The sequence below is a fragment of the Streptomyces nymphaeiformis genome, from assembly GCF_014203895.1.
Taxonomy (GTDB): domain Bacteria; phylum Actinomycetota; class Actinomycetes; order Streptomycetales; family Streptomycetaceae; genus Streptomyces; species Streptomyces nymphaeiformis.
This window is the reverse complement of record NZ_JACHJY010000018.1, coordinates 1-20,033: the sequence shown is the minus strand read 5'-3', so window position 1 is coordinate 20,033 and position 20,033 is coordinate 1. Positions and strand designations below refer to the sequence as shown.

The 20,033-nt window shown below is 73.1% G+C and carries 20 protein-coding genes and 1 pseudogene; 9 read left to right on the top strand and 12 right to left on the bottom strand.

All coding sequences use genetic code 11. From position 1 onward, the window contains the following. The first annotated feature begins 40 nt into the window (after positions 1-40). Entirely contained in the window at positions 41-2,029 is a 1,989-nt protein-coding gene (locus tag GGE06_RS40170) for a HelD family protein (RefSeq protein ID WP_184933138.1), read from the top strand. Here GGE06_RS40170 and GGE06_RS40165 read toward each other — a convergent pair. The 6 genes from GGE06_RS40165 to GGE06_RS40140 form a co-directional block, all read right to left on the bottom strand. After that, the gene (locus GGE06_RS40165; protein ID WP_116159738.1) at positions 1,950-2,948 is read right to left on the bottom strand and encodes a helix-turn-helix transcriptional regulator; all 999 of its coding nucleotides are present in this window, start codon (positions 2,946-2,948) and stop codon (positions 1,950-1,952) included. The two genes, GGE06_RS40170 and GGE06_RS40165, sit on opposite strands and share 80 nt — an antisense overlap. Further along, positions 2,945-4,369, bottom strand: coding sequence for an MFS transporter (locus GGE06_RS40160; RefSeq protein ID WP_246533067.1), 1,425 nt, complete (start codon positions 4,367-4,369; stop codon positions 2,945-2,947). The genes GGE06_RS40165 and GGE06_RS40160 overlap by 4 nt, the downstream gene beginning before the upstream one ends. Positions 4,370-4,458: 89 nt before the next feature. Then, the gene (locus tag GGE06_RS40155; RefSeq protein ID WP_116159737.1) at positions 4,459-4,944 is read right to left on the bottom strand and encodes a MarR family winged helix-turn-helix transcriptional regulator; all 486 of its coding nucleotides are present in this window, start codon (positions 4,942-4,944) and stop codon (positions 4,459-4,461) included. Positions 4,945-5,115: 171 nt separating this feature from the next. Next, complete coding sequence (locus GGE06_RS40150) at positions 5,116-5,685, bottom strand: DinB family protein (protein ID WP_116159736.1); 570 nt, start codon at positions 5,683-5,685, stop codon at positions 5,116-5,118. A 170-nt stretch (positions 5,686-5,855) separates the two neighbouring features. Further along, on the bottom strand, positions 5,856-6,272 hold the full coding sequence (locus tag GGE06_RS40145) for a VOC family protein (RefSeq protein WP_116159735.1): 417 nt from the start codon (positions 6,270-6,272) through the stop codon (positions 5,856-5,858). A gap of 10 nt (positions 6,273-6,282) precedes the next feature. Next, the gene (locus GGE06_RS40140) at positions 6,283-6,735 is read right to left on the bottom strand and encodes a helix-turn-helix transcriptional regulator (protein WP_116159734.1); all 453 of its coding nucleotides are present in this window, start codon (positions 6,733-6,735) and stop codon (positions 6,283-6,285) included. 73 nt (positions 6,736-6,808) lie between these two features. Between GGE06_RS40140 and GGE06_RS40135 the strand changes: the two genes are divergently transcribed. From GGE06_RS40135 to GGE06_RS40125, 3 genes are all read left to right on the top strand, one after another. Beyond that, positions 6,809-7,207: a helix-turn-helix domain-containing protein gene (locus GGE06_RS40135; protein WP_116159733.1), complete on the top strand. Its 399-nt coding sequence runs from the start codon at positions 6,809-6,811 to the stop codon at positions 7,205-7,207. Positions 7,208-7,234: 27 nt separating this feature from the next. Then, positions 7,235-7,795, top strand: coding sequence for a hypothetical protein (locus tag GGE06_RS40130; protein WP_116159732.1), 561 nt, complete (start codon positions 7,235-7,237; stop codon positions 7,793-7,795). A gap of 89 nt (positions 7,796-7,884) precedes the next feature. Beyond that, the gene (locus tag GGE06_RS40125; RefSeq protein WP_116159731.1) at positions 7,885-8,232 is read left to right on the top strand and encodes a DUF2516 family protein; all 348 of its coding nucleotides are present in this window, start codon (positions 7,885-7,887) and stop codon (positions 8,230-8,232) included. A gap of 26 nt (positions 8,233-8,258) precedes the next feature. On the opposite strand, the gene GGE06_RS40120 is transcribed toward GGE06_RS40125, so the two are convergent. The 3 genes from GGE06_RS40120 to GGE06_RS40110 all read right to left on the bottom strand — a co-directional run bounded on the left by GGE06_RS40120 (position 8,259) and on the right by GGE06_RS40110 (position 11,986). Beyond that, the gene (locus tag GGE06_RS40120; protein ID WP_184933137.1) at positions 8,259-9,494 is read right to left on the bottom strand and encodes a PP2C family protein-serine/threonine phosphatase; all 1,236 of its coding nucleotides are present in this window, start codon (positions 9,492-9,494) and stop codon (positions 8,259-8,261) included. 372 nt (positions 9,495-9,866) lie between these two features. After that, a complete protein-coding gene (locus tag GGE06_RS40115; RefSeq protein WP_116159729.1) occupies positions 9,867-10,916 on the bottom strand; it encodes a C40 family peptidase in 1,050 nt (349 codons plus the stop codon). 275 nt (positions 10,917-11,191) lie between these two features. Continuing rightward, positions 11,192-11,986 (bottom strand): class I SAM-dependent methyltransferase, encoded by a 795-nt coding sequence (locus tag GGE06_RS40110; protein ID WP_116159728.1) that lies wholly within the window; start codon positions 11,984-11,986, stop codon positions 11,192-11,194. A gap of 195 nt (positions 11,987-12,181) precedes the next feature. Here GGE06_RS40110 and mshA point away from each other — a divergent pair, with 195 nt between their 5' ends. Both mshA and GGE06_RS40100 read left to right on the top strand, forming a co-directional pair. After that, on the top strand, positions 12,182-13,549 hold the full coding sequence (gene mshA, locus GGE06_RS40105) for a D-inositol-3-phosphate glycosyltransferase (RefSeq protein WP_116159727.1): 1,368 nt from the start codon (positions 12,182-12,184) through the stop codon (positions 13,547-13,549). Then, positions 13,542-14,036, top strand: a complete 495-nt coding sequence (locus tag GGE06_RS40100; RefSeq protein ID WP_116159726.1) for a type III secretion system chaperone family protein — start codon at positions 13,542-13,544, stop codon at positions 14,034-14,036. Before mshA ends, GGE06_RS40100 begins: the two co-directional genes overlap by 8 nt. Here GGE06_RS40100 and GGE06_RS40095 read toward each other — a convergent pair. Beyond that, entirely contained in the window at positions 14,033-14,947 is a 915-nt protein-coding gene (locus tag GGE06_RS40095) for an AraC family transcriptional regulator (RefSeq protein WP_184933156.1), read from the bottom strand. The two genes, GGE06_RS40100 and GGE06_RS40095, sit on opposite strands and share 4 nt — an antisense overlap. Before the next feature lie 89 nt (positions 14,948-15,036). On the opposite strand from GGE06_RS40095, the gene GGE06_RS40090 reads away from it, so the two are divergent. Continuing rightward, a complete protein-coding gene (locus tag GGE06_RS40090; RefSeq protein ID WP_116159725.1) occupies positions 15,037-15,966 on the top strand; it encodes an MBL fold metallo-hydrolase in 930 nt (309 codons plus the stop codon). On the opposite strand, the gene GGE06_RS40085 is transcribed toward GGE06_RS40090, so the two are convergent. Next, positions 15,956-17,275: an MDR family MFS transporter gene (locus tag GGE06_RS40085; RefSeq protein WP_184933136.1), complete on the bottom strand. Its 1,320-nt coding sequence runs from the start codon at positions 17,273-17,275 to the stop codon at positions 15,956-15,958. The genes GGE06_RS40090 and GGE06_RS40085 overlap by 11 nt on opposite strands. A gap of 125 nt (positions 17,276-17,400) precedes the next feature. Between GGE06_RS40085 and GGE06_RS40080 the strand changes: the two genes are divergently transcribed. Continuing rightward, positions 17,401-18,162 (top strand): phosphoglyceromutase, encoded by a 762-nt coding sequence (locus GGE06_RS40080; RefSeq protein WP_116159723.1) that lies wholly within the window; start codon positions 17,401-17,403, stop codon positions 18,160-18,162. Positions 18,163-18,240: 78 nt separating this feature from the next. Here GGE06_RS40080 and GGE06_RS40075 read toward each other — a convergent pair. After that, positions 18,241-18,708 (bottom strand): annotated as a pseudogene (locus GGE06_RS40075) (tyrosine-type recombinase/integrase); the annotation flags it as partial. A gap of 49 nt (positions 18,709-18,757) precedes the next feature. Between GGE06_RS40075 and GGE06_RS40070 the strand changes: the two are divergent. Further along, a protein-coding gene (locus GGE06_RS40070; RefSeq protein ID WP_184933155.1) for an IS5 family transposase occupies positions 18,758-19,584 on the top strand; the annotation gives its coding sequence in 2 pieces (ribosomal slippage) (positions 18,758-19,097 and positions 19,097-19,584; 828 coding nt in all). Positions 19,585-20,033 lie beyond the last annotated feature (449 nt).

Genomic DNA, 20,033 nt, shown 5'->3' with positions numbered 1-20,033 from the left:
AAAATGTAACCCGGTAACGTTTTCCGTTAGGCTTGACGGAATGACGTCACTGGACCTTGAGCTCGCCCGCGAACGCTCCCACCACGACGCCTGCCGCGCCGCCCTGATCCGCATGACCGAGGACGTCGTCGAGCAGGTCGTCACCGGCGAGGACGTCGCCGCCTCCGGCGCCGACGCCGAAGCCCTCGGCTACCACCTCCGCAGCCGCGCCAAGGAGATGCGCGAACAGCCGCCCGGACCCCTGTTCTTCGGGCGCCTCGACCGCGAGGACGGCCAGATCCACCACATCGGCCGCCGCCGGATCGCCGAGCACCCGGCCGCCCCGCCGCTCGTCGTCGACTGGCGCGCACCCGTCTCCCGCGCCTACTACCAGGCCGGCGCGCACGACCCGCAGGGCGTCCTGCGCCGCCGCCGCTTCGGCTGGGCCCCGAACAGCGCGGGCGCGACCGAGGACCTGACCGCCCTGGAGGACGAGAACCTCACCGACGGTGACACGGGGCAGGTCAGCGCCCTCCTCACCGGGGAGATCGAGCGCCCCCGGGTGGGCCCCATGCGGGACATCGCCGCCACCATCCAGCCCGAACAGGACGACCTCGTACGCTCCGAGCCCGCCGCCTCCCTGTGCGTGCAGGGCGCGCCCGGCACGGGCAAGACCGCCGTGGGCCTGCACCGGGCCGCGTACCTCCTCTACACGCACCCGCAGCGGATCCGCCGCTCCGGCCTCCTCGTCCTCGGCCCCCACCGGGCCTTCCTCTCGTACATCGCCGAAGTGCTGCCCTCGCTGGGCGAGACCGGGATCCGGCAGGCCACCCTCGACGACGAGATCGCCCGCCACCCGGTCCGGGTGGAGGACGACGAGGCGGCGGCCCTGGTCAAGCACGACGCCCGGATGGCGGGGGTGCTGCACCGCGCGCTGTACGGCAGGGTCGACCCGGCCCCGGCGGAGGACCTGGCCGTCCCCGACGGCTCGTACCACTGGCGGCTTCCCGCGGCGCAGCTCGCCGCGATCGTCTCGGCCGTACGGGAGGAGGCACCGCCCTACGCGACCGGCCGCGAACGCGTCCGCGCCCGGATCGTCCGGGCCCTCCAGCTCCGGGCCGAACGCCGCTCGGGACCGATGGGCGCGGCCTGGGCGCGGCGGGTCGAGCGGGCGCGGGCGGTGACGGCGTTCCTCGACCGCTGCTGGCCGAAGGCGACCCCGGAGGAGGTCCTCGCGGGCGTCCTGACGGACCCGGCGGGCGCGGCGGACCTTCTGCTCACGGCCGACGAGCTCGCCGCGATCCGGTGGGCGCGGCCGCCGCGTTCGTACCGCTCGGCGCGCTGGACCGCCGCCGACCTCGTCCTCCTCGACGAGCTCGCGGGGCTGATCGAACGCCCCGAGAGCTACGGGCACGTCGTCGTCGACGAGGCGCAGGACCTCTCGCCCATGCAGTGCCGGGCCATCGCCCGCCGCACCGAGTTCGGTTCGCTCACCGTCCTCGGGGACCTCGCCCAGGGCACCACCCCGTGGGCGGCCCGCGACTGGGACGAGCAGCTGGAGCACCTGGGCAAGCCCGGGACGCCCGTCGTGCCGCTCACCCTCGGCTACCGCGTCCCGGCGGCGATCGTCGACCTCGCCAACCGGCTCCTTCCGCGGCTCGGCGCCGGCGTGCCCGCGGGGCGTTCGGTGCGCCGGGACGGCGAGGTGACGGTCCACCGGGCGACGGAGCTCGCCGCCGGGGTCCGCGAGGCCGTGCGGGCCGCGCTCGCGGCGGAGGGCTCGGTGGGGGTCGTCACGGCCGACCACCTCGTCGACGCGGTCGCCGAAGAGGTGAAGGGGTGCGGGGAGCGGGTGTCCGTGCTGCCCGCGACCGTCGTCAAGGGCCTGGAGTTCGACCACGTCGTGGTCGTCGAACCGGCCGCGATCGTGGCGGCCGAGGCGCGCGGCCTGAACCGGCTGTACGTGGTGCTCACCCGGGCCGTGTCGCGCCTGGCGCTGGTGCACGAGGCGGAGCTTCCGGAGTGCCTGGACCCCCGTACAGGGAGGTGAGTTCGGCGCCGATCCTGGCCAGGGCGGCGCGGGCCCCGGGCGGGTCGAGGAGCTCGACGCGGGCGCCGAGGCCGGCCAGCTGCGCGGCGACGACCTCGGGGGACGGGCCGTCGGCCTCGATGGCCGTCCAGCCGTCCGGGCCGCGCTCCCCGTACCGTATCCGCCCGCCGAGCAGGCCCTCCAGGACGGACTCCGTGCCCGGGGCGGCGCGGCCCCGGACCGTCGCGGCGACCAGCCGGTCCTCCATGCGGGCGGCGAGCGCGCGCCAGGCGGTGGCGAGGTCGAAGCCCTCGGGGCGTACGGCCGGGGCGCCGGTCTCGGTCACCGAGGTGACGCGGGAGACCCGGAAGGTGCGCAGGCCGTCCGCCGTGTCCGCGAGGAGGTAGCGGACCCCGGACTTGGCGGCGATCCCGAGCGGCTGGACGGTCCGCTCGCGGGGCGGGCGGCCGGGGCGGGCGTACCCGATGTGCAGCTCCCGCTCCTCGACCACCGCACGCTGGAGCGGCGCGAGCCGGGGTTCCTCGGTGTCCGCGCCCGCCCAGTCGGTGCCGTCGGCGATCCCGGCGCGGGCGGCGGCCTCGGCGCCCGCGCGGAGGGGTGCGGGGAGGGCCCGTACGAGCTTGCGGAGGGCGGTCCTGGTCTGCGGGCCCGCGTCGGCGTCGGACCCGGTGAGCAGGAACAGCTCGCGGATCTCGGGGGCCGTCAGGCCGGTCAGGTCGGTACGGGCTCCGCCGACCAGCGACCAGCCGCCGCCCTGCCCCGCCTGCGAGTACACCGGGATCCCGGCGCTCGCGAGCGCTTCGAGGTCGCGGCGGGCCGTGCGCTCGGACACGCCCAGTTCGGCGGCGAGTTCGGCGGCGGTGACCCGCTGCCGGGTCTGCAGGAAGAGCAGGGCGGCGACGAGTCGGTCGGCTCTCATGCGGCCATTGTCATCTGCCGGGTGTCCTCGGTGACGCGGGGGCGCAGGACGGTGAGGGCGACGGCCAGGGCGAGGAGCAGGAGTCCGGCGCCGACGCCGAAGGCGAGGTGGTAACCCCCTGTCAGGGCCTGGGCGTCGGGCTCTCCCGCCGCCGTCAGGGTCGCGGTGCGGGCGGCGGCCAGGGTGGAGAGGACGGCGACGCCGATGGCCATGCCGATCTGCTGGGTGGTGTTGAAGAGACCGGAGGCCAGGCCCGCGTCCGCCTCCTCCGCGCCGGACATGGCGAGCGCGGTGAGGGCGGGGAGGGCGAGGCCGAAGCCGGCGGCGAGCAGCATCACGGGGAGCAGGTCGGCGGCGTACGAGGCGTGGACGGGGACGCGGGCCAGCAGGCCGAGGACGCCGACGAGCAGCACGAGGCCCGTGACCAGGACGTTCCGCTCGCCGAAGCGGGCGATGAGCGGGGCCGAGACGCCGAGCGAGACGGCGCCGATGACGAGCGCGGCGGGCAGCATCGCGAAGCCGGTCCCGGCGGCTCCGTACCCGAGGACCTTCTGCAGGTAGAGGGCGACGAGGACCTGGAAGGAGAAGAGCGCGGCGACCATCAGCATCTGGACGGCGTTCGCGCCGGCGACGTTGCGGGAGCGGAGGATCCGCAGCGGCATGAGGGGGTTCGTCGCCTTCGCCTGGCGGAGCAGGAAGCCGGCGAGGAGGGCGAGGGCGAGGGCCCCGAAGCCGAGGGTGTGCGCCGAACCCGCCCCGTACTCCTCGATCTTGACGACGGCGTAGATCCCGGCCATGAGCCCGGCGGTCACGAGCAGCGCGCCGAGGACGTCGGCGCCGGCGCGCAGGCCCCGGGCGCGGTCGGCGGGGAGGGCGCGGACGGCGACGAGGACGGTGGCGACGCCGATGGGGAGGTTGATGAAGAAGATCCAGTTCCAGGCGAGGGCGTCGGTGAGGATGCCGCCGAGGACCTGGCCGAGGGAGGCGCCGGCGGCGCCGGTGAAGCTGAACACGGCGATGGCGCGGGCGCGTTCGCGGGGTTCGGTGAAGAGCGTGACGAGGATGCCGAGGCCGACGGCGGAGGCCGTCGCGCTGCCGACTCCCTGGAGGAAGCGGGCGGCGACGAGGACGGCGGGGGAGGCGGCGACGCCGGCGAGGAGCGAGGCGGCGGTGAAGATCCCGGTGCCCGCGAGGAACATCCGCTTGCGGCCGACGAGGTCGCCGAGGCGGCCGGCGAGGAGGAGGAGCGAACCGAAGGCGATCAGGTAGGCGTTGACGACCCAGCTGAGGCCGGCGGGGGTGAAGCCGAGGTCGCCCTGGATGGCGGGCATGGCGACGGTGACGATGCTGCCGTCGAGAACGGTCATGAGCATGCCGGTGGCGAGGACGCCGAGGGCGAGGCGGGGGCTGGTGGCGGGCATGGGGATCTCTCCTGTTCGTCGGAGGCGACAGGAGAGACGTTAGCAGAAGGTTTTGTTGCAGACTATTTTTTACGGGAGGAGTTCGGGTCTCATGTGCGCTGGCGGGCGCGGCGGGCGGGCCGGGGGCTCTCGACGGGCGCCGCGAGGTGCTCGGCGGCCAGCCGGCCGAGGGCGCGCACGAGAACCTCGCGCTCGTCGTCGGGCAGGGAGGAGAGGGCGCCCTCGTGCACCCCGTCGACGATCAGCTGGCTCTGGCGGGCGACCTCCGCCCCCGCCTCGGTCACCGCGATGATCCGCGCGCGGCGGTCGGTGGCGGACGGCCTGCGCTCGGCGAGTCCGGCCTTCTCCAGGGCGTCGACGGTCACCACCATCGTGGTCTTGTCCATGTCCCCGATCTCGGCGAGCTGCGCCTGGGTCCGCTCCTCCTCCAGCGCGTGCACCAGCACGCAGTGCATCCGCGCGGTGAGTCCGATCTCCCCGAGCGCGGCGGCCATCCGCGTCCGGAGGACGTGACTGGTGTGATCGAGGAGGTAGGAGAGGTCGGGCTCGGTGCGGGTGGGGGCCATGGAGGTCATGCCTGCCAGCGTAACGAGAACCGATCCGTGACGGATCATCGCGAAGCGGACGAGTCCGGGGCGGTGCGGGCCGCGCCCGTGCGGCGCCCGCGCCCGTGCGGCGCCCACGCCCGGTGGGGCGGCGCCCCGGGTCCACCGGGCGCGGGCGCGGGCGCGGCGGACGGAGGTCCGCTACACCCCCCGCGTGCCGTCGATGCGCTCGCGCAGGAGGTCCGCGTGGCCGTTGTGGCGGGCGTACTCCTCGATCAGGTGGATCAGGACCCACCGCAGGGACACCCGGCCGCGCCACCCGTCCTCGCCCGTGACGTCGAGGTGCGGGGCCTCCGCCGTGAAGCGGTCGGAGTAGGCGACCGCCGCGCGCCAGGCCTCCCAGGCCTCCGCGACGGCCGCCGGGTCCGCCGAGGCCTCGTCGAAGTCCCCGTCCGGGGAGTCCGGCGAGGAGAAGAGGGGGCGCGCGTCCCGCTCCCCGGCGAGCACCTCGCGGAACCAGTGGCGCTCGACGTCGGCGAGGTGCCGGACCAGGCCGAGCAGGGAGAGGGTGGACGGTTCCGCCGACGTCGCCGCCAACTCCTCGCCGAGACCCGCGCACTTCAGGACCAGCGTCGCCCGCTGGTCCGCCAGGAACCCGACGAGCATGGGCAGTTCGTCCCCGGTCGCGGGGCCGGTGAAGCGCCCCGGGCCCGGGGCCGCCGTCTCGTCGAGGACGTCCGCCCGGCGTCGTTTCTGCTCGTCAACCGTCATGGTTTCCCTCCCCGTTGGACTTTGGTTCCATGCTGGCACGGCCGTGCCCCGCCCGCGCCCGCCGGCGTCCGACCGCTCCCGCGAAACCGGTGCAGGCGCTCGGCCGGGGTGTCCCGGTCGAGCGCCTGGCGTGGGCGGTGGTCGATGGTCCGGCCGTCGGGTCGGAGGGGTCAGGCCTTGGGCTGGGAGAAGCGGATCATGTTGCCGGACGGGTCGCGGAAGGCGCAGTCGCGGACGCCGTAGTGCTGGTCGACCGGCTCCTGGAGGACCTCGCCGCCGGCCGCCCGGACGCGCTCGAAGGTGGCGTCGACGTCCTCGGTCGAGAAGATCACGCCGCGCAGGTGGCCCTTGGCGAGGAGCTCCCTGACCGCCTCGCGCTCGGCCTCCGAGGCGCCCGGGTCGGGCAGCGGGGTCTCCAGGACGACCGCCACGTCCGGCTGGGCGGGCGACCCGAGGGTCACCCAGCGCATCCCCTCGTAGCCGACGTCGTTGCGGACCTCGAGGCCGACGGCGTCACGGTAGAAGGCGAGCGCCTTGTCGGCGTCGTCGACGGTGATGAAGCACTGCGAGAGCTTGATGTCGTTCATGCCGTCGACGCTACGGCGCGGCGCTCGGGCCCGCTTCTCCGTTCCTGATCGGTTCGCCCCTGCCCTTCACCGGGCGGGTGAGCACCTTGGCCACGCACGCCGGCATCGCCGCGCCCTCCTCGTGGGCCCGCGCCCGGTACGCGCTCGGCGTCTCGCCCACCAGCTCCGTGAAGCGCGAGCTGAACGACCCGAGCGACGTACAGCCGACCTCGAAGCAGACCTCCGTCACGCTCAGGTCCCCCCGCCGCAGCAGCGCCTTCGCCCGCTCGACGCGCCGCGTCATGAGGTAGCTGTACGGCGTCTCGCCGAACGCCGTGCGGAAGCTGCGCGCGAAGTGCCCCGTCGACATCAGGGCGACCCTCGCCAGGGCGGGGACGTCCAGCGGTGACGCGTACGCGCGGTCCATCGTGTCCCGCGCGCGGCGCAGGCGTTTCAGGTCGTCCAGGTCCACGCCGCCCAGCATGGCACGACACCGGGCGCACGACTGTTGCAAGCACCTGCTTGCAATAGTTAGCAAAGGCTGGCATGGTCGGGGCATGGCATCGCTCAACGTCGGCAATCTCGGTGAGTACCTCCGCGAGCAGCGGCGGACCGCGCAGCTCTCCCTGCGGCAGCTCGCCGACGCCGCCGGGGTGTCGAATCCGTACCTCAGCCAGATCGAGCGCGGGCTGCGCAAGCCCAGCGCCGAGGTCCTGCAGCAGGTCGCGAAGGCGCTGCGGATCTCCGCCGAGACGCTCTACGTACGGGCCGGGATCCTCGACGAGAAGGAGCGGGAGGAGCTGGAGACGCGCGCCGTCATCCTGGCCGATCCCTCGATCAACGAGCGGCAGAAGCAGGTGCTGCTCCAGATCTACGACTCCTTCCGCAAGGAGAACGCCGCCGACGCCGCCGAGCAGGCGGCCGCCGCGCCCGATGCCGCACCGCCCTCGAGCTAGTACGTCACATCCGGGAGGAACACCAGCATGGCCATCATCGACGAACTGCGTACCCCTCTCTACTTCGCCGCCGGCACCGCCGACCTCGCCGTGCAGCAGGCCAAGAAGGTTCCCGGCCTGATCGAGCAGCTCGCCGCCGAGGCGCCCGCGCGCATCGACGCCGTACGGAAGACCGACCCGAAGGCCGTGCAGGAGAAGGTGTCCACGCAGGCCAAGGAGGCCCAGGCCACCGTGCAGTCGAAGCTCGCCGAGGTCGTCGGCAGCCTCGACACCGACCTCAAGAAGCTCGGCGAGACCTGCCAGGACCTGGCCCTGCGCGGGGTCGGCGTCGCCGCCGAGTACGCGGTCAAGGCGCGCGAGAAGTACGAGGAGGTCGCCGCCCACGGCGAGGAGGCCGTCAAGGCGTGGCGCGGCGAGGTCGCCGAGGAGATCACCGAGATCGCCGTCGTCGTCGAGCCGGAGGCGGAGGCGGAGCCGGAGGCCGAGCCCGAGGCGAAGCAGGACGACGAGCCCGCCAAGCCCGCGCGGAAGGCCGCCGCCCGCAAGGCCCCCGCCAAGAAGACGGCCGTCGCCGCCGAGAAGGAGTAGGGCCGGGCACCAATTCGGGTACGCGGTGCGTTGTACCGGGTACCTTGACCGCGAGGCGCTCCATCTCTTTCCACTAGGCGGTGCTCAGCATGTTGCGCGCGGGATTCGACTCCCTTCTCAATCTGGTGATCTTCCTGATCTTCACCGGCTTCGCCGTCGCCGCGCTCGTCTTCGCCGCCATGGCGCGCGAGGACGCCTACCGCGCCGCCGAGAAGCAGACGAAGAAGTTCTGGCTGATCATTCTGGGCATCAACCTTGCCCTGAACCTGCTCCTGCCGATGCTGTTCCTGCAGATCGCGGGCCTGATCGCCGCCATCGTCTTCATGGTGGACGTGCGCCCCGCGCTCGCGCAGGTGTCCGGCGGAGGCCGGGGCGGCCGCCGTGGCGGCGGCTCCAGCAGCGACGGACCGTACGGCCCCTACAACGGCGGCCGGTAGAGCAGTACGACGACAGGACCCGGGTCTCAGACCCGGGTCCTGTCCCTTTCCAGGGCCAGGACGGCGACGTCGTCCGTCAGCTCGCCGCCGTTCAGGGACCGGACCTCCGTCACGGCGGCCTCCAGGAGCTCCTCGCCGCGCAGGCCCGAGGCCAGCTGGCGGTTGATCATCTCGACCATCCCGTCCTGGCCGAGCCGCGGCGAGCCGGGGCCGGCCGAGCGGCCCTCGATGAGCCCGTCCGTGTACATGAGCAGGCTCCACGCCCCGCCCAGCTCGACCTGCCGGCGCGGCCAGCGGGCGCGCGGCAGCAGTCCGAGGGCCGGACCCCCGTCCTCGTACGGGAGGAGGCGCGCGGCCTGCCCCTGCCGGGCGATCAGCGGCGAGGGGTGGCCGGCCAGGCAGAGCCCGGCCCGGCGGCCGTCGGGCGCTATGTCGACGGTGCAGAGGGTCGCGAAGATCTCGTCGCTCTCCCGCTCGTGCTCCAGGACCTGCTGCATCGTCGAGAGCAGCTCGTCCCCGCACAGGCCGGCGAAGGTCAGGGCCCGCCAGGCGATCCGCAGCTCGACGCCGAGGGCGGCCTCGTCGGGGCCGTGCCCGCAGACGTCGCCGATCATGGCGTGGACGGTGCCGTCGGGGGTGCGGACGGTGTCGTAGAAGTCGCCGCCGAGCAGGGCGCGGGAGCGGCCGGGCCGGTAGCGGGAGGCGAACCGCAGCTCGGAGCCCTCCAGGAGCGGGGTCGGCAGGAGGCCGCGTTCGAGGCGGGCGTTCTCCTGGGCGCGCAGCCTGGACTCGGTGAGCTTCGACTGGACGGCGTCGGCCCGCTTGCGCTCGACGGCGTACCGGATGGCCCGGCTGAGCAGCCGCCCGTCGAGCTCCTCGCGGAAGAGGTGGTCCTGGGCCCCGACGCGTACCGCCTCGGCCGCCAGCTCGGCGTCGGCGGAGGCCGCGAGCGCGAGGACGGCGTGGCGCGGGGCGAGGCGCAGGATGTGCCGCAGCGGGGCGAGCGGGTCGTCGCCCACGGCTGCCCGGGGGCCGGGCAGCGAGAGGTCGACGAGGACGCAGTGGACGTCGTCGGTGAGGAGCCGCTCGGCCTCGGTGAGGTTGCGGGCGGTACGGATGCGGACCCGGGTGCCGGCGGCGTCGGCCGCGTCGAGCAGTTCGGGCACGGCGAGGGCACCCGCCGGGTCGTCCTCGACGACCAGGAGAGTGAGATCGGTGCGATCGGTGCCTGTGACTGTGCCTGTCATGGGAGTGGCGTCCATTGGGGTGGCGTCGCCGGGTCCCGCAGCGGCAGAGACGTTTCTCTGGCGCGGTACGGATACGGGCATCGGTCCGGGTTTCCTTCCCTCCCCCCGAGGGTGCGCAGGGCGCCGGGTGGCGTCCCGCCCGTCCCGGACCATAGCGGTAGGGCGGTGCGCAGCGGAATGGTGATCAGCCTGTGAGAGCGCGCGCCGCGCTTGGCATATGCCGCGGAAAGGGAGGTACTTGCCCTCGTTCGGTCCGCACGGGCGCGTCGGGCCCATGAGAAAGGTCACGCGCCGGACGTGGCTCCCGTCACGCCCGGCGCGGCGCGGAGGTGGCCCGCGTCACGAAGGACGGACCGCGCCCCGGAGCGCGGCGCGACGTGGCCGCCGTCACGAAGGACGGACCACCCCGAGGATCTCCATCGAGCCCGCGCCCGCGAGGGTCACGTTCCGGCCGGGGCGCGGGGCGTGCACGATCGTCCCGTTCCCGACGTACATCCCGATGTGGCTCGCGTCCTTGAAGTAGACGATCAGGTCGCCGGGCCGCATGTCCTTGACGTCCACGTGCGGAAGCAGCCGCCACTGCTCCTGCGAGGTGCGCGGGATGTTCCGGCCGGCCGCACCCCAGGCGCTCTGGGTCAGGCCGGAGCAGTCGTACGACTTCGGTCCCTCCGCGCCCCAGACGTACGGCTTGCCGATCTGCGCCGTCGCGAACGCCACCGCCTTCTTGCCCTCCGCGGTCGCGCCCTCCTTCAGGCCGTCGAGGACGCCGGTGCCGAGCCAGGTCGTCTGGGCCCGGAGCTGCGCCTGCTCCTCCAGGATCCGCAGCCGCTCGCGCTCCTCGGCGGCGAGCTCGGACTCCAGCTTCTTGGCGGCGGCGATCTTGTCGTTGATCTCCTTCTTCGCCTTCGCCTGCCGGACGCGGTTGGCCTCCAGCTTGGTCCAGTTCGTGCCGGCGTCCTTGGCGTACGTGTCCAACTCGGCCTGCGCGCGGGTCATCTCGCCCAGGAGGTCGCTGGTGGCCTTGGCGCCGGCCTTGAGCCGTCCGGTGGCGTCGAGGAAGAGCTGCGGGTCGTTCGTGAGGACGAGCTGCGCGCCGTCGGGGAGGCCGCCGTTGCGGTACTGGGCGCGGGCCTGGGCGCCGGCCCTGGCCTTGAGGTCCTCGATCTTCTCGCGGCCGTCCACGATCATCCGGGCGAGCCGGACGATCTCGGCGGACTGCTCCTTGGTCTTCTCCTCGGCGAGGTTGTACGCGTCGGTGGCGACGGCCGCCTTGCGGTACAGGTCGTCGATCTCCTCGCGCACCTCCTCCAGGCTCTTCTTCGGAGGGGGAGGCGGGAGCGGCGCGGCGGAGGCCTGGAGGGTCAGTGCGGGAGAGGCCAGCACGGTCAGGGCGCAGATCACGGTGATCGCGGCAGTGGCGTGGCGGCGTCGGTTCACGAGCTCCCCCTCGAGTGACCCAAATCTGATTTACCGTCAGTAACTTGTGGTGACCTGGCGATAGTGCCATGCGAAACCGGAAAGCAACAGGGGAAACCGGGGCCTGTCGGGCCGCGTCCCCTCACGGGGGACGAGTGATGTGCGTGCGGCGTTCCCCGCGTACGGGAAATTCAGCGGGAGTTGGTGAAAACGGGGGAGGCGTCCACCTGGCGTACCGTCACGGGCGCTTCCGCCTGTCCCGTACCGTCACGGGCGCTTCCGCTCGTCCCGCACCGTCACGGGCGCGGCGCCAGCGCCTCCCAGCGGACCGTCACCTCGCCCTGGCGCCAGCGGCGCGGGCCGTCCGTCAGGGGCCAGTCCGCCGCCAGGTCGCGGACGGCGCGGATCCACCGCTGCCGGGCGCCCAGTGAGGCGTACGGGGCCGCCGCCGCCCAGGCCCGGTCGAAGTCCCGCAGGAAGGCGTGCACCGGCTCGCCCGGCACGTTCCGGTGGATGAGCGCCTTCGGCAGCCGCTCCGCGAGGTCCGAAGGCCGGTCGAGCGACCCCAGCCGGGTCGCGAAGGTCACCGTGCGGGGCCCGTCCGCGTCGAGCGCCACCCACACGTGCCGGCGCCCGATCTCGTCGCAGGTCCCCTCCACGAGCAGCCCGCCGGGCGCGAGCCGCCCGCAGAGCCGGGCCCAGACGGCCGCGACCTGGTCCTCGTCGTACTGGCGCAGCACGTTCGCGGCCCGGATCAGGGCGACCCGGCCGGGCACCGGCACCTCGAAGCCGCCGTGCACGAAGGACAGGCCCTCCCGCTCGTACGGCTTCGCGGCCTCGACGCGGGCGGGCTCGATCTCGATGCCGTAGAGCCGGGTGCGGGGCTCGGCGGTGCGCAGCCGGGCCAGGAGCTCGACGGCGGTCCAGGGGGCGGCCCCGTACCCGAGGTCGACGGCGAGCGGCGGCTCGGGGAAGCGGCGCAGGGCGGGGCCGTGGACGGCGGCGATCCAGCGGTCCATGCGGCGCAGCCGGTTCGGGTTGGTGGTCCCGCGGGTCGGCGTGCCGACGGGGCGGGTGGTGCGCGGGGCCATGCCACGAGCGTAAGGGGTGGGGGAGGGGGCCCACGGCCGCCCGCCCCGCGGACCCGGCCCGGCAACGAATTGGCAAAGCACCCCTCCCGCGGAAATGAACCGGCCCGTTCCGCTGTTGCCGCAGGTGGAGGACGTAGCGCGCCCTCCGACTGTCATGCCCGCCCAGCGCAGCCCCCGAGCGGAAGGACCGCCGACGTGAGCCAGTACGTGTCCCGGTTCGCCGGTACCCGGCACCGGCACCCGGCGCCGGCCAGGCTCCGGCTCCCCGGCCGGCACCGCACCCCCCGGCGCGTGGCCATGCTCAGCGTCCACACCTCGCCGCTGCACCAGCCCGGCACGGGCGACGCGGGCGGCATGAACGTCTACATCGTCGAGCTGGCGAAACGTCTCGCCGCCATCGACATCGAGGTGGAGATCTTCACCCGGGCCACCACCGGCGGCCTCCCCCCGGTCGTCGAGCTGACCCCGGGCGTCCTCGTCCGGCACGTCGACGCCGGCCCGTACGAGGGGCTCGCCAAGGAGGAGCTGCCGGCGCAGCTCTGCGCCTTCACGCACGGCGTGATGCAGGCGTGGGCGGGCCACCGTCCCGGCCACTACGACCTGGTCCACTCCCACTACTGGCTCTCCGGCCACGTCGGCTGGCTGGCCGCCGAGCGCTGGGGCGTCCCGCTCGTCCACGCCATGCACACCATGGCGAAGGTCAAGAACGCCGCGCTCGCCGAGGGCGACACCCCCGAGCCCGCGGCGCGGGTGATCGGCGAGACGCAGATCGTCGCCGCCGCCGACCGGCTGATCGCGAACACGGCCGAGGAGGCCGACGAGCTCGCCCGCTTCTACGAGGCGGACCCCGGCAAGATCGCGGTCGTGCACCCGGGCGTCAACCTCGACCACTTCCGCCCGGCGGACGGCCGCGCCGCCGCCCGCGCCCGGCTCGGTCTGCCGCAGGACGCGTTCATCCCGGTCTTCGCCGGCCGGATACAGCCGCTGAAGGCCCCGGACATCCTGCTCCGCGCGGCCGCCCGGCTCCTGGACCAGGACCCTTCCCTCCGTACCCGCATGGTCGTCCCGGTGGTCGGCGGGCCGAGCGGCAGCGGCCTGGCGAAGCCGGAGCAGCTGCAGAAGCTGGCCGCCCGGCTGGGCATCTCGGACGTCGTGCGCTTCCACCCGCCGGTGGGGCAGGACCGGCTCGCGGACTGGTTCCGCGCGGCGAGCGTCCTCGTCATGCCCTCGTACAGCGAGTCCTTCGGCCTGGTCGCGATCGAGGCGCAGGCGGCGGGCACGCCGGTCGTCGCGGCGGCGGTCGGCGGTCTGCCCGTGGCGGTACGGGACGAGGTGACCGGTCTCCTCGTCCAGGGGCACGACCCGGCGGACTACGCCCGCGCGCTCGGCCGCTTCGTGGCGGACCCGTCGCTGTCGGCCCGGATGGGCGAGGCGGCGGCGCTGCACGCCGGTTCCTTCGGCTGGGACACCGCGGCCTCGGGAACGGCGGACGTGTACACGGCCGCCATGCACGACCACCGGCTGCGCGAGAACCGCCGTCGCGTACGCTCGCACCATGGCTGAGGACGTTCGGCGGATCATCGAGGACACCTTCAACGACGCGGAGCTGGACTGGGAGTCCCCGGAGCCCGGCTCGTACGTCGTGAAGCTCCCGGGCACGCGCAAGCTGTTCACCACCCTGTCGCTCCGGGCGGGCCGCCACTCCCTCTCCCTCAACGCCTTCGTCATCCGGCACCCGGACGAGAACGAGGCGGGCGTCCACCGCTGGCTCCTGGAGCGCAACCTCCGCCTGTACGGGGTGGGTTACGCGGTCGACCCGCTCGGCGACGTCTACCTCGCCGGCAAGCTCCCGCTCTCCGCCGTCACCCCGGAGGAACTGGACCGCCTGCTCGGCTCGGTCCTGGAGGCGGCGGACGGCGACTTCAACACCCTCCTGGAACTGGGCTTCGCGTCGGCGATCCGCCGCGAGTACGAATGGCGCGTCTCACGCGGCGAGTCGACCCGCAACCTCGACGCCTTCAAGAACCTGATCCAGAAGCCGACCGTCTAGCAGCCGTTCCTGTACCGCCCCGGCGTCGTGCCGAACTCGCGGCGGAAGGCGTGGGACAGGGCGTACGGCGAGGCGTAGCCGACGTGGCGGGCGACCGTCGCCAGCGGGTCGCCGGTGTCGCGGAGGAGCGCGGCGGCGCGGGTCAGCCGCCACCAGGTGAGGTACGCCATCGGGGGCCGGCCCACCAGGGCGGTGAAGCGGCGGGCGAGCGTGGGGCGGGAGACGCCCGCCTCGGCCGCGAGCCGGTCGACGGTCCAGGGCGCGGCCGGGTCGGAGTGCAGCGCGCGCAGCGCGGCGGCCGTCACCGGGTCGCCCAGGGCGGCCGGCCACGCCCCGGCCGTGCTCTCGGCCGCCCAGGACCGGATCATGTAGACGAACAGCAGGTCGAGCAGGCTGGGGAGCGCGAGGGAGGCGCCCGGCCGGCGTTCGTCCAGCTCGCCCTCCAGAAGGCCGATCGCCGCCCGGAGTTCCGGGTGCGCGCCGGCGCGGGCGGGCAGGTGGACGAGCGGCGGGAGTTCCGTGAGCAGCGGGTGCGCGTGGCTGCGGTCGAGGCGGTACTTGCCGCAGAGCATCTCGACCTCGCGCGTGCCCGCGTGCGTCCGGGGCCGCCGCGGAAGGCTGCCGTCGGCCCAGCGCTCGAAGGGGACCGCCCGCGCGACCGTCTCCGCGTCGGCGGGCGCGTCGGCGATGACGTGCCCGGTGCCGTGCGGGAGCAGCACCACGTCGCCCGCGCCGAGCGCGACCGGTTCGCCGCCGTCGGGCAGCAGCCAGCAGCTGCCGCCGAGCACGACGTGGAAGCCGGCCCCTTCGTACGGGGCGAGCCGCGCGCACCAGCGTCCTCCGACCCGTACCCGGTCGGAGGACGGCCGCCCGACCCGTACGGCCGCGATCGCGTCGCTCACCACGTCCACCATGGCGGGGAGCGTACTGAGCGTCTGGCGCATGCAGAAGAGCCGAGGAGGCATTGAGAGGCTCACCCGCCCTCCCTACCGTCGATCCCATGACGAACGAGAGCGCACAGAGCATCGTCCTGGGGGACGTCGAGATCATCCGGATCGTCGAGTGGCAGGGGCCGTTCGCGCCCGCCCGCGCCCTCGTCCCGGACGCCGGGGCCGAGGTGTGGAAGGACAACGAGGAGTGGCTGGCGCCGGACCACTGGGCGCCGGACGGCGACAGCGCGGTCATGGCGCTGCAGACCTGGGTGCTGCGCAGCGGCGGACGGACCGTCCTGGTGGACACGGGGGTGGGCGACGGGCGGGAGCGGCCGCACTCGCCGCACTTCCACCACCGGCAGGACGGTTTCCTCGGCCGTCTGGAGCGGGCGGGCGTCCGGCCCGAGGACGTCGACGTCGTCGTCAACACGCATCTGCACGCGGACCACGTCGGCTGGAACACGCGCCCCGTCGAAGGGGGGTGGGCGCCGACGTTCCCGAACGCCCGCTACCTCCTCCCCGCCGCCGACGACTTCCACTTCGGCCCGGAGAACGCGTACGGCGGCGGCCTGCAGGAGGAGGACCGGCTGATCTACGGGGACAGCGTGGCGCCCGTGCACCGCGCGGAGCTGGTCACGCTCTGGGACGGGTCCCACCGCATCGACGAGAACCTGGTCCTGGAGTCGGCGCCCGGTCACACCCCGGGCTCGGCCGTGCTGCGGCTGGCGTCCGGGACGGACCGGGCGGTCTTCGTCGGCGACCTGCTCCACAGCCCGGTGCAGATCCTCGACCCGGAGCGCGCCAGTTGCTTCTGCCTGGATCCGGCGGGGGCGGCGGTCAGCCGCCGGCGGATCCTCGAACGGGCCGCCGACGAGCGGGAGCTGGTCGTCCCCGCGCACTTCGGCGGGGCGGGCGCCGCCGAAGTGCGGAGGGAGGGGACGGGGTTCGCCGTGGCCGCGTGGGCGGCCTACGGCGACACGGAGCGGGTCAGGCGCTGACGGAGGACGGGGCGTCCTCGGTCTTCACCGGTCCGGCGGCGGGGGCGGCTTCCTCGGTCCTGACCGGTCCCGCTGCGGCGGCGGCTTCCTCGGGCTCCTCGCACAGGGCCTTCCGCAGCCGGATCGAGTACCCGACCGCGGCGGCGACGCCGATCGCGGCGCACGCCGCCCACAGGACGTCGGGGCCGGGGCCGTCGACGATCGCGCCGGCGCCGATCGGGGCGACGAAGGCGGCGACGGCCCAGGACATGCCCATCACGCCCTGGTAGCGGCCCCGGGCGTGCTCGGGGGCGAGGCGGGCGGTGGCGGCGGCGTTCGTCGGGACGTGGATCATCTCGCCGATCGTCCAGACGATGACGGTCGCGGCGAAGGCGACGGGGGAGCCGGCGAGGGCGGTGGCGCCGGTGCCGAAGGCGAAGAGGAGGGCGGAGAGGCTCAGCAGGACGACCGGGGAGCGCTTGTCCGTCAGCTTGTTGACGAGCAGCTGGAAGCCGACGATCACGATGCCGTTGACGGCGATGACGACGCCGTACGAGGAGGGCGAGAGGCCCTGGCCCGCCATGGTGAGCGGCAGACCGATCCAGGGGGCGGTGAAGACGAGGCAGACGAGCAGGTTGAGGAGGACGAGCGTGCGGAAGGGCGCGTCGCGCAGCACGGTGAGCATGCTGACCCTCTCCTCGGCGACCGGCTCGCCCGCCGTGTCGGTCGGGGTCTCGGGCCGGGTCTCCGGGAGCCGGAGGAAGACGATGAGGGCGCACAGGGTGGTGGCGACGGCGTCGACGACGAAGAGGGTGCGGTAGCCGAGGAACATCGCGGCGCCGCCGCCGATGGAGGCGATGGCGAAGCCGAGGTTGAGGGCCCAGTAGTTGAGGGCGTACGCCCGGCGCACGTCGTGGGCGGGGACCATGTCGGCGATGGTCGCGTTGATGGAGGGGCGGACGGCCTGCATGGCGACGCCCATGAGCAGGACGACGGCGGCGATGGCCCAGGCGCTGGTGACGACGGCGAGGGCGGCGGCGCAGGCGGCGGCCGCGAGGTGCATGGAGACCATGGTGGGCCGGCGGCCCCAGCGGTCGGTGAGCATGCCGCCGAGCGGCGATCCCGCGACGCCGCCGAGCCCGTGGAGGGCGACGACGAGTCCGGCGAACCAGGCGGAGTGCCCGAGCTCGACGGTCAGGTAGAGGGAGAGGAAGGTGAGGACGAAGGCCCCGGTCCGATTGACCAGGGTGGACAGCCACAACCACCAGAATCCCTGGGGGAGGCCGGAGACCGTCGCCCGGGCTGATCGTCTGAGCGAATCGATGGACATGTGTGGCGGCCCCCTGCTGTACGTAAGCCCTGCTTCCGGCTCTCGTAACTTACGCATCTCATACGTCGGACGCCAGCGAATTGACGACGCGCGTCAATCGTCAGCGGTCGATTAGGCTCGTACGCATGGCCGACGCACCGTACAAGCTGATCCTCCTCCGCCACGGCGAGAGCGAGTGGAACGAGAAGAACCTGTTCACCGGATGGGTGGACGTGAACCTCACCGCCAAGGGCGAGAAGGAGGCGACGCGCGGCGGCGAGCTGCTCAAGGACGCCGGCCTCCTGCCCGACGTGCTGCACACCTCCCTCCAGAAGCGCGCCATCCGCACGGCGCAGCTCGCCCTCGAGTCCGCCGACCGCCACTGGATCCCGGTCAGCCGCTCCTGGCGCCTCAACGAGCGTCACTACGGCGCCCTCCAGGGCAAGGACAAGGCCCAGACGCTCGCCGAGTTCGGCGAGGAGCAGTTCATGCTGTGGCGCCGCTCGTACGACACCCCGCCGCCGGCCCTGTCCGACGACAGCGAGTACTCGCAGGCCCACGACGCCCGCTACGCCTCGATCCCGCCGGAGCTGCGCCCGCAGACCGAGTGCCTCAAGGACGTCGTCGAGCGGATGCTCCCGTACTGGTACGACAACATCGTCCCGGACCTCCTCGCCGGCCGCACGGTCCTGGTCGCCGCCCACGGCAACAGCCTCCGCGCCCTGGTGAAGCACCTGGACGGCATCTCGGACGCCGACATCGCCGGCCTCAACATCCCGACGGGCATCCCGCTCTCCTACGAGCTGGACGAGAACTTCAAGCCCCTCAACCCGGGCGGCACCTACCTCGACCCGGAGGCCGCGGCGGCCGCCATCGAGGCGGTCAGGAACCAGGGCAAGAAGAAGTAGGAATAGTGATCATGCCCCTGACCTGCGCACACGGCGCAGATCGGGGGCATTTTCGCGCTCTGGGCCCACCCTGGGCCCTCAGTGCGGAGAGTCGTCCGGCCTCAGGGCCCTGCCGAGTGCCTGCCGCGCGCGGTCCCGGCTGCTCGGCATCAGGTGGGCGTACACCTTCAGCGTGAGTCCCGGGTCGGAGTGGCCCAGGTACTCGCTGACGGCCTTGATGCTCTCTCCGGCGTCCAGCAGCACCGAGGCGTAGAAGTGCCTCAGGGCGTGCATCCCGTGCTCGCGCGCGGCGGCGTGCTCCCGGCTCTTCGCCGTGGGGATGACGCCCACCTTGGCCAGTGCGGGCTTCCAGTGGTCCTCGTTCAGAGACGTGCGCCAGACGTGCCCTCCCAGCGGACCGGTGAAGAGCAGCCGCTTGGTCACCGGCGGACCGCCGGCGCGCATCCAGGGCAGCGTGATCTCCACCGGCGGGAAGAGCTTCATATGGGCCTTGAGCGCGTCCGCCACGGGGTCGGGCAGGGGTACGTCACGCAGCTTGCCGCCCTTAGAGGTCATCTCATTTGGCAGGGTCAGTAGGCTGCGGTCTGTGGTGGGGATTGTTGAGCGGCTGGTGCCGGACGAGCTGTGGGAGCTGTTCCAGCGGGTGGTGCCGGAGGCTCCGTCGCGGCCCCAGGGTGGTGGCCGGCGGCGGCACGGTGACCGGGAGGTGCTGGCCGCGATCGTGTTCGTGGCCACGTCGGGCTGTACGTGGCAGCAGCTGCCGTCCGCGTCGTTCGGGCCGTCGGGAGCGACGGCCCACCGACGCTTCTCTGAGTGGACGAAGGCCAGGGTGTGGGCCAAGCTCTACCGCCTGGTCCTCGACGAGCTCGGGTCCCGAGGCGAGCTGGACTGGTCCCACTGCGCGATCGACTCGGTGAACATGCGGGCCTTGAAAAGGGGGACCTGACAGGTCCGAATCCTGTGGACCGGGGCAAGTACGGCTCGAAGATCCACTTGATCACCGAGCGGACAGGTCTGCCCTTCTCTGTCGGGATCTCGGCGGCGAATCTGCACGACAGCCAGGCCCTGATCCCGCTGGTGAAGGGCATACCGCCGATCCGGTCCCGCCGCGGACGCAGGCGGCGCAAGCCCGGCAAGCTCCACGGCGACAAGGGCTACGACTACTCCCACCTGCGGCAATGGTTACGCCAGCGTGGCATCACCCACCGCATCGCCCGCAAAGGTGTCGAGTCCTCGCAGAGGCTGGGCCGTCACCGGTGGACCATCGAACGCACCATGGCCTGGCTCGCTGGCTGTCGGCGCCTCCACCGAAGCTACGAACGCAAGGCCGACCACTTCCTCGCCTTCACCAGCATCGCCTGCACCCTCATCTGCTACCGCAGGCTCAAGACGACTCCAGGCGTTGTGAAAGCTGCGCCATGATGGTCCGCGTGAGCGAAGAGACTGTGTTTGAGGCCGTATCACGCCTGTACCAAGAGTTCATGTAACTGCCGTTTCCTCCCGGATTGGCCGGAGCGGACCGGGCCGGCTTCGACGTGGTGATGCTGGACTCGGACACCGCAGGCTGCGTTTTCACGGGGATCAAGAGCGGCGGCGAGCTCGAAGCGCGGGGCCGAAGCATTCTGCTTCGCTGCATCGCCTGCCTAGACCAGGTCATACCTGTACTCGGCGAAGCGGACGCCCCTGAGTACTGGCACCGCCTGCACGAGATGGCTCGACTTGCCGCGGGCTCCCCACACGTAGCCACCAAATGAGATGACCTCTACTGATCTTTTTGTTAGTTCCATGGGGTTGGCGGGTGGAGGGTAAGGCCCGTGTGGGCGAGGAAGGACCAAGGCAGCTGCGGGTTCTGGTTGATGCGGTGGATGCCC

Coding starts and splice junctions, on each gene's coding strand:
- GGE06_RS40170 (WP_184933138.1), top strand. CDS start 41: ATGACGTCACTGGACCTTGAGCTCGCCCGCGAACGCTCCCACCACGAC.
- GGE06_RS40165 (WP_116159738.1), bottom strand. CDS start 2,948: ATGAGAGCCGACCGACTCGTCGCCGCCCTGCTCTTCCTGCAGACCCGG.
- GGE06_RS40160 (WP_246533067.1), bottom strand. CDS start 4,369: ATGCCCGCCACCAGCCCCCGCCTCGCCCTCGGCGTCCTCGCCACCGGC.
- GGE06_RS40155 (WP_116159737.1), bottom strand. CDS start 4,944: ATGACCTCCATGGCCCCCACCCGCACCGAGCCCGACCTCTCCTACCTC.
- GGE06_RS40150 (WP_116159736.1), bottom strand. CDS start 5,685: ATGACGGTTGACGAGCAGAAACGACGCCGGGCGGACGTCCTCGACGAG.
- GGE06_RS40145 (WP_116159735.1), bottom strand. CDS start 6,272: ATGAACGACATCAAGCTCTCGCAGTGCTTCATCACCGTCGACGACGCC.
- GGE06_RS40140 (WP_116159734.1), bottom strand. CDS start 6,735: ATGCTGGGCGGCGTGGACCTGGACGACCTGAAACGCCTGCGCCGCGCG.
- GGE06_RS40135 (WP_116159733.1), top strand. CDS start 6,809: ATGGCATCGCTCAACGTCGGCAATCTCGGTGAGTACCTCCGCGAGCAG.
- GGE06_RS40130 (WP_116159732.1), top strand. CDS start 7,235: ATGGCCATCATCGACGAACTGCGTACCCCTCTCTACTTCGCCGCCGGC.
- GGE06_RS40125 (WP_116159731.1), top strand. CDS start 7,885: ATGTTGCGCGCGGGATTCGACTCCCTTCTCAATCTGGTGATCTTCCTG.
- GGE06_RS40120 (WP_184933137.1), bottom strand. CDS start 9,494: ATGGACGCCACTCCCATGACAGGCACAGTCACAGGCACCGATCGCACC.
- GGE06_RS40110 (WP_116159728.1), bottom strand. CDS start 11,986: ATGGCCCCGCGCACCACCCGCCCCGTCGGCACGCCGACCCGCGGGACC.
- GGE06_RS40100 (WP_116159726.1), top strand. CDS start 13,542: ATGGCTGAGGACGTTCGGCGGATCATCGAGGACACCTTCAACGACGCG.
- GGE06_RS40090 (WP_116159725.1), top strand. CDS start 15,037: ATGACGAACGAGAGCGCACAGAGCATCGTCCTGGGGGACGTCGAGATC.
- GGE06_RS40085 (WP_184933136.1), bottom strand. CDS start 17,275: ATGTCCATCGATTCGCTCAGACGATCAGCCCGGGCGACGGTCTCCGGC.
- GGE06_RS40080 (WP_116159723.1), top strand. CDS start 17,401: ATGGCCGACGCACCGTACAAGCTGATCCTCCTCCGCCACGGCGAGAGC.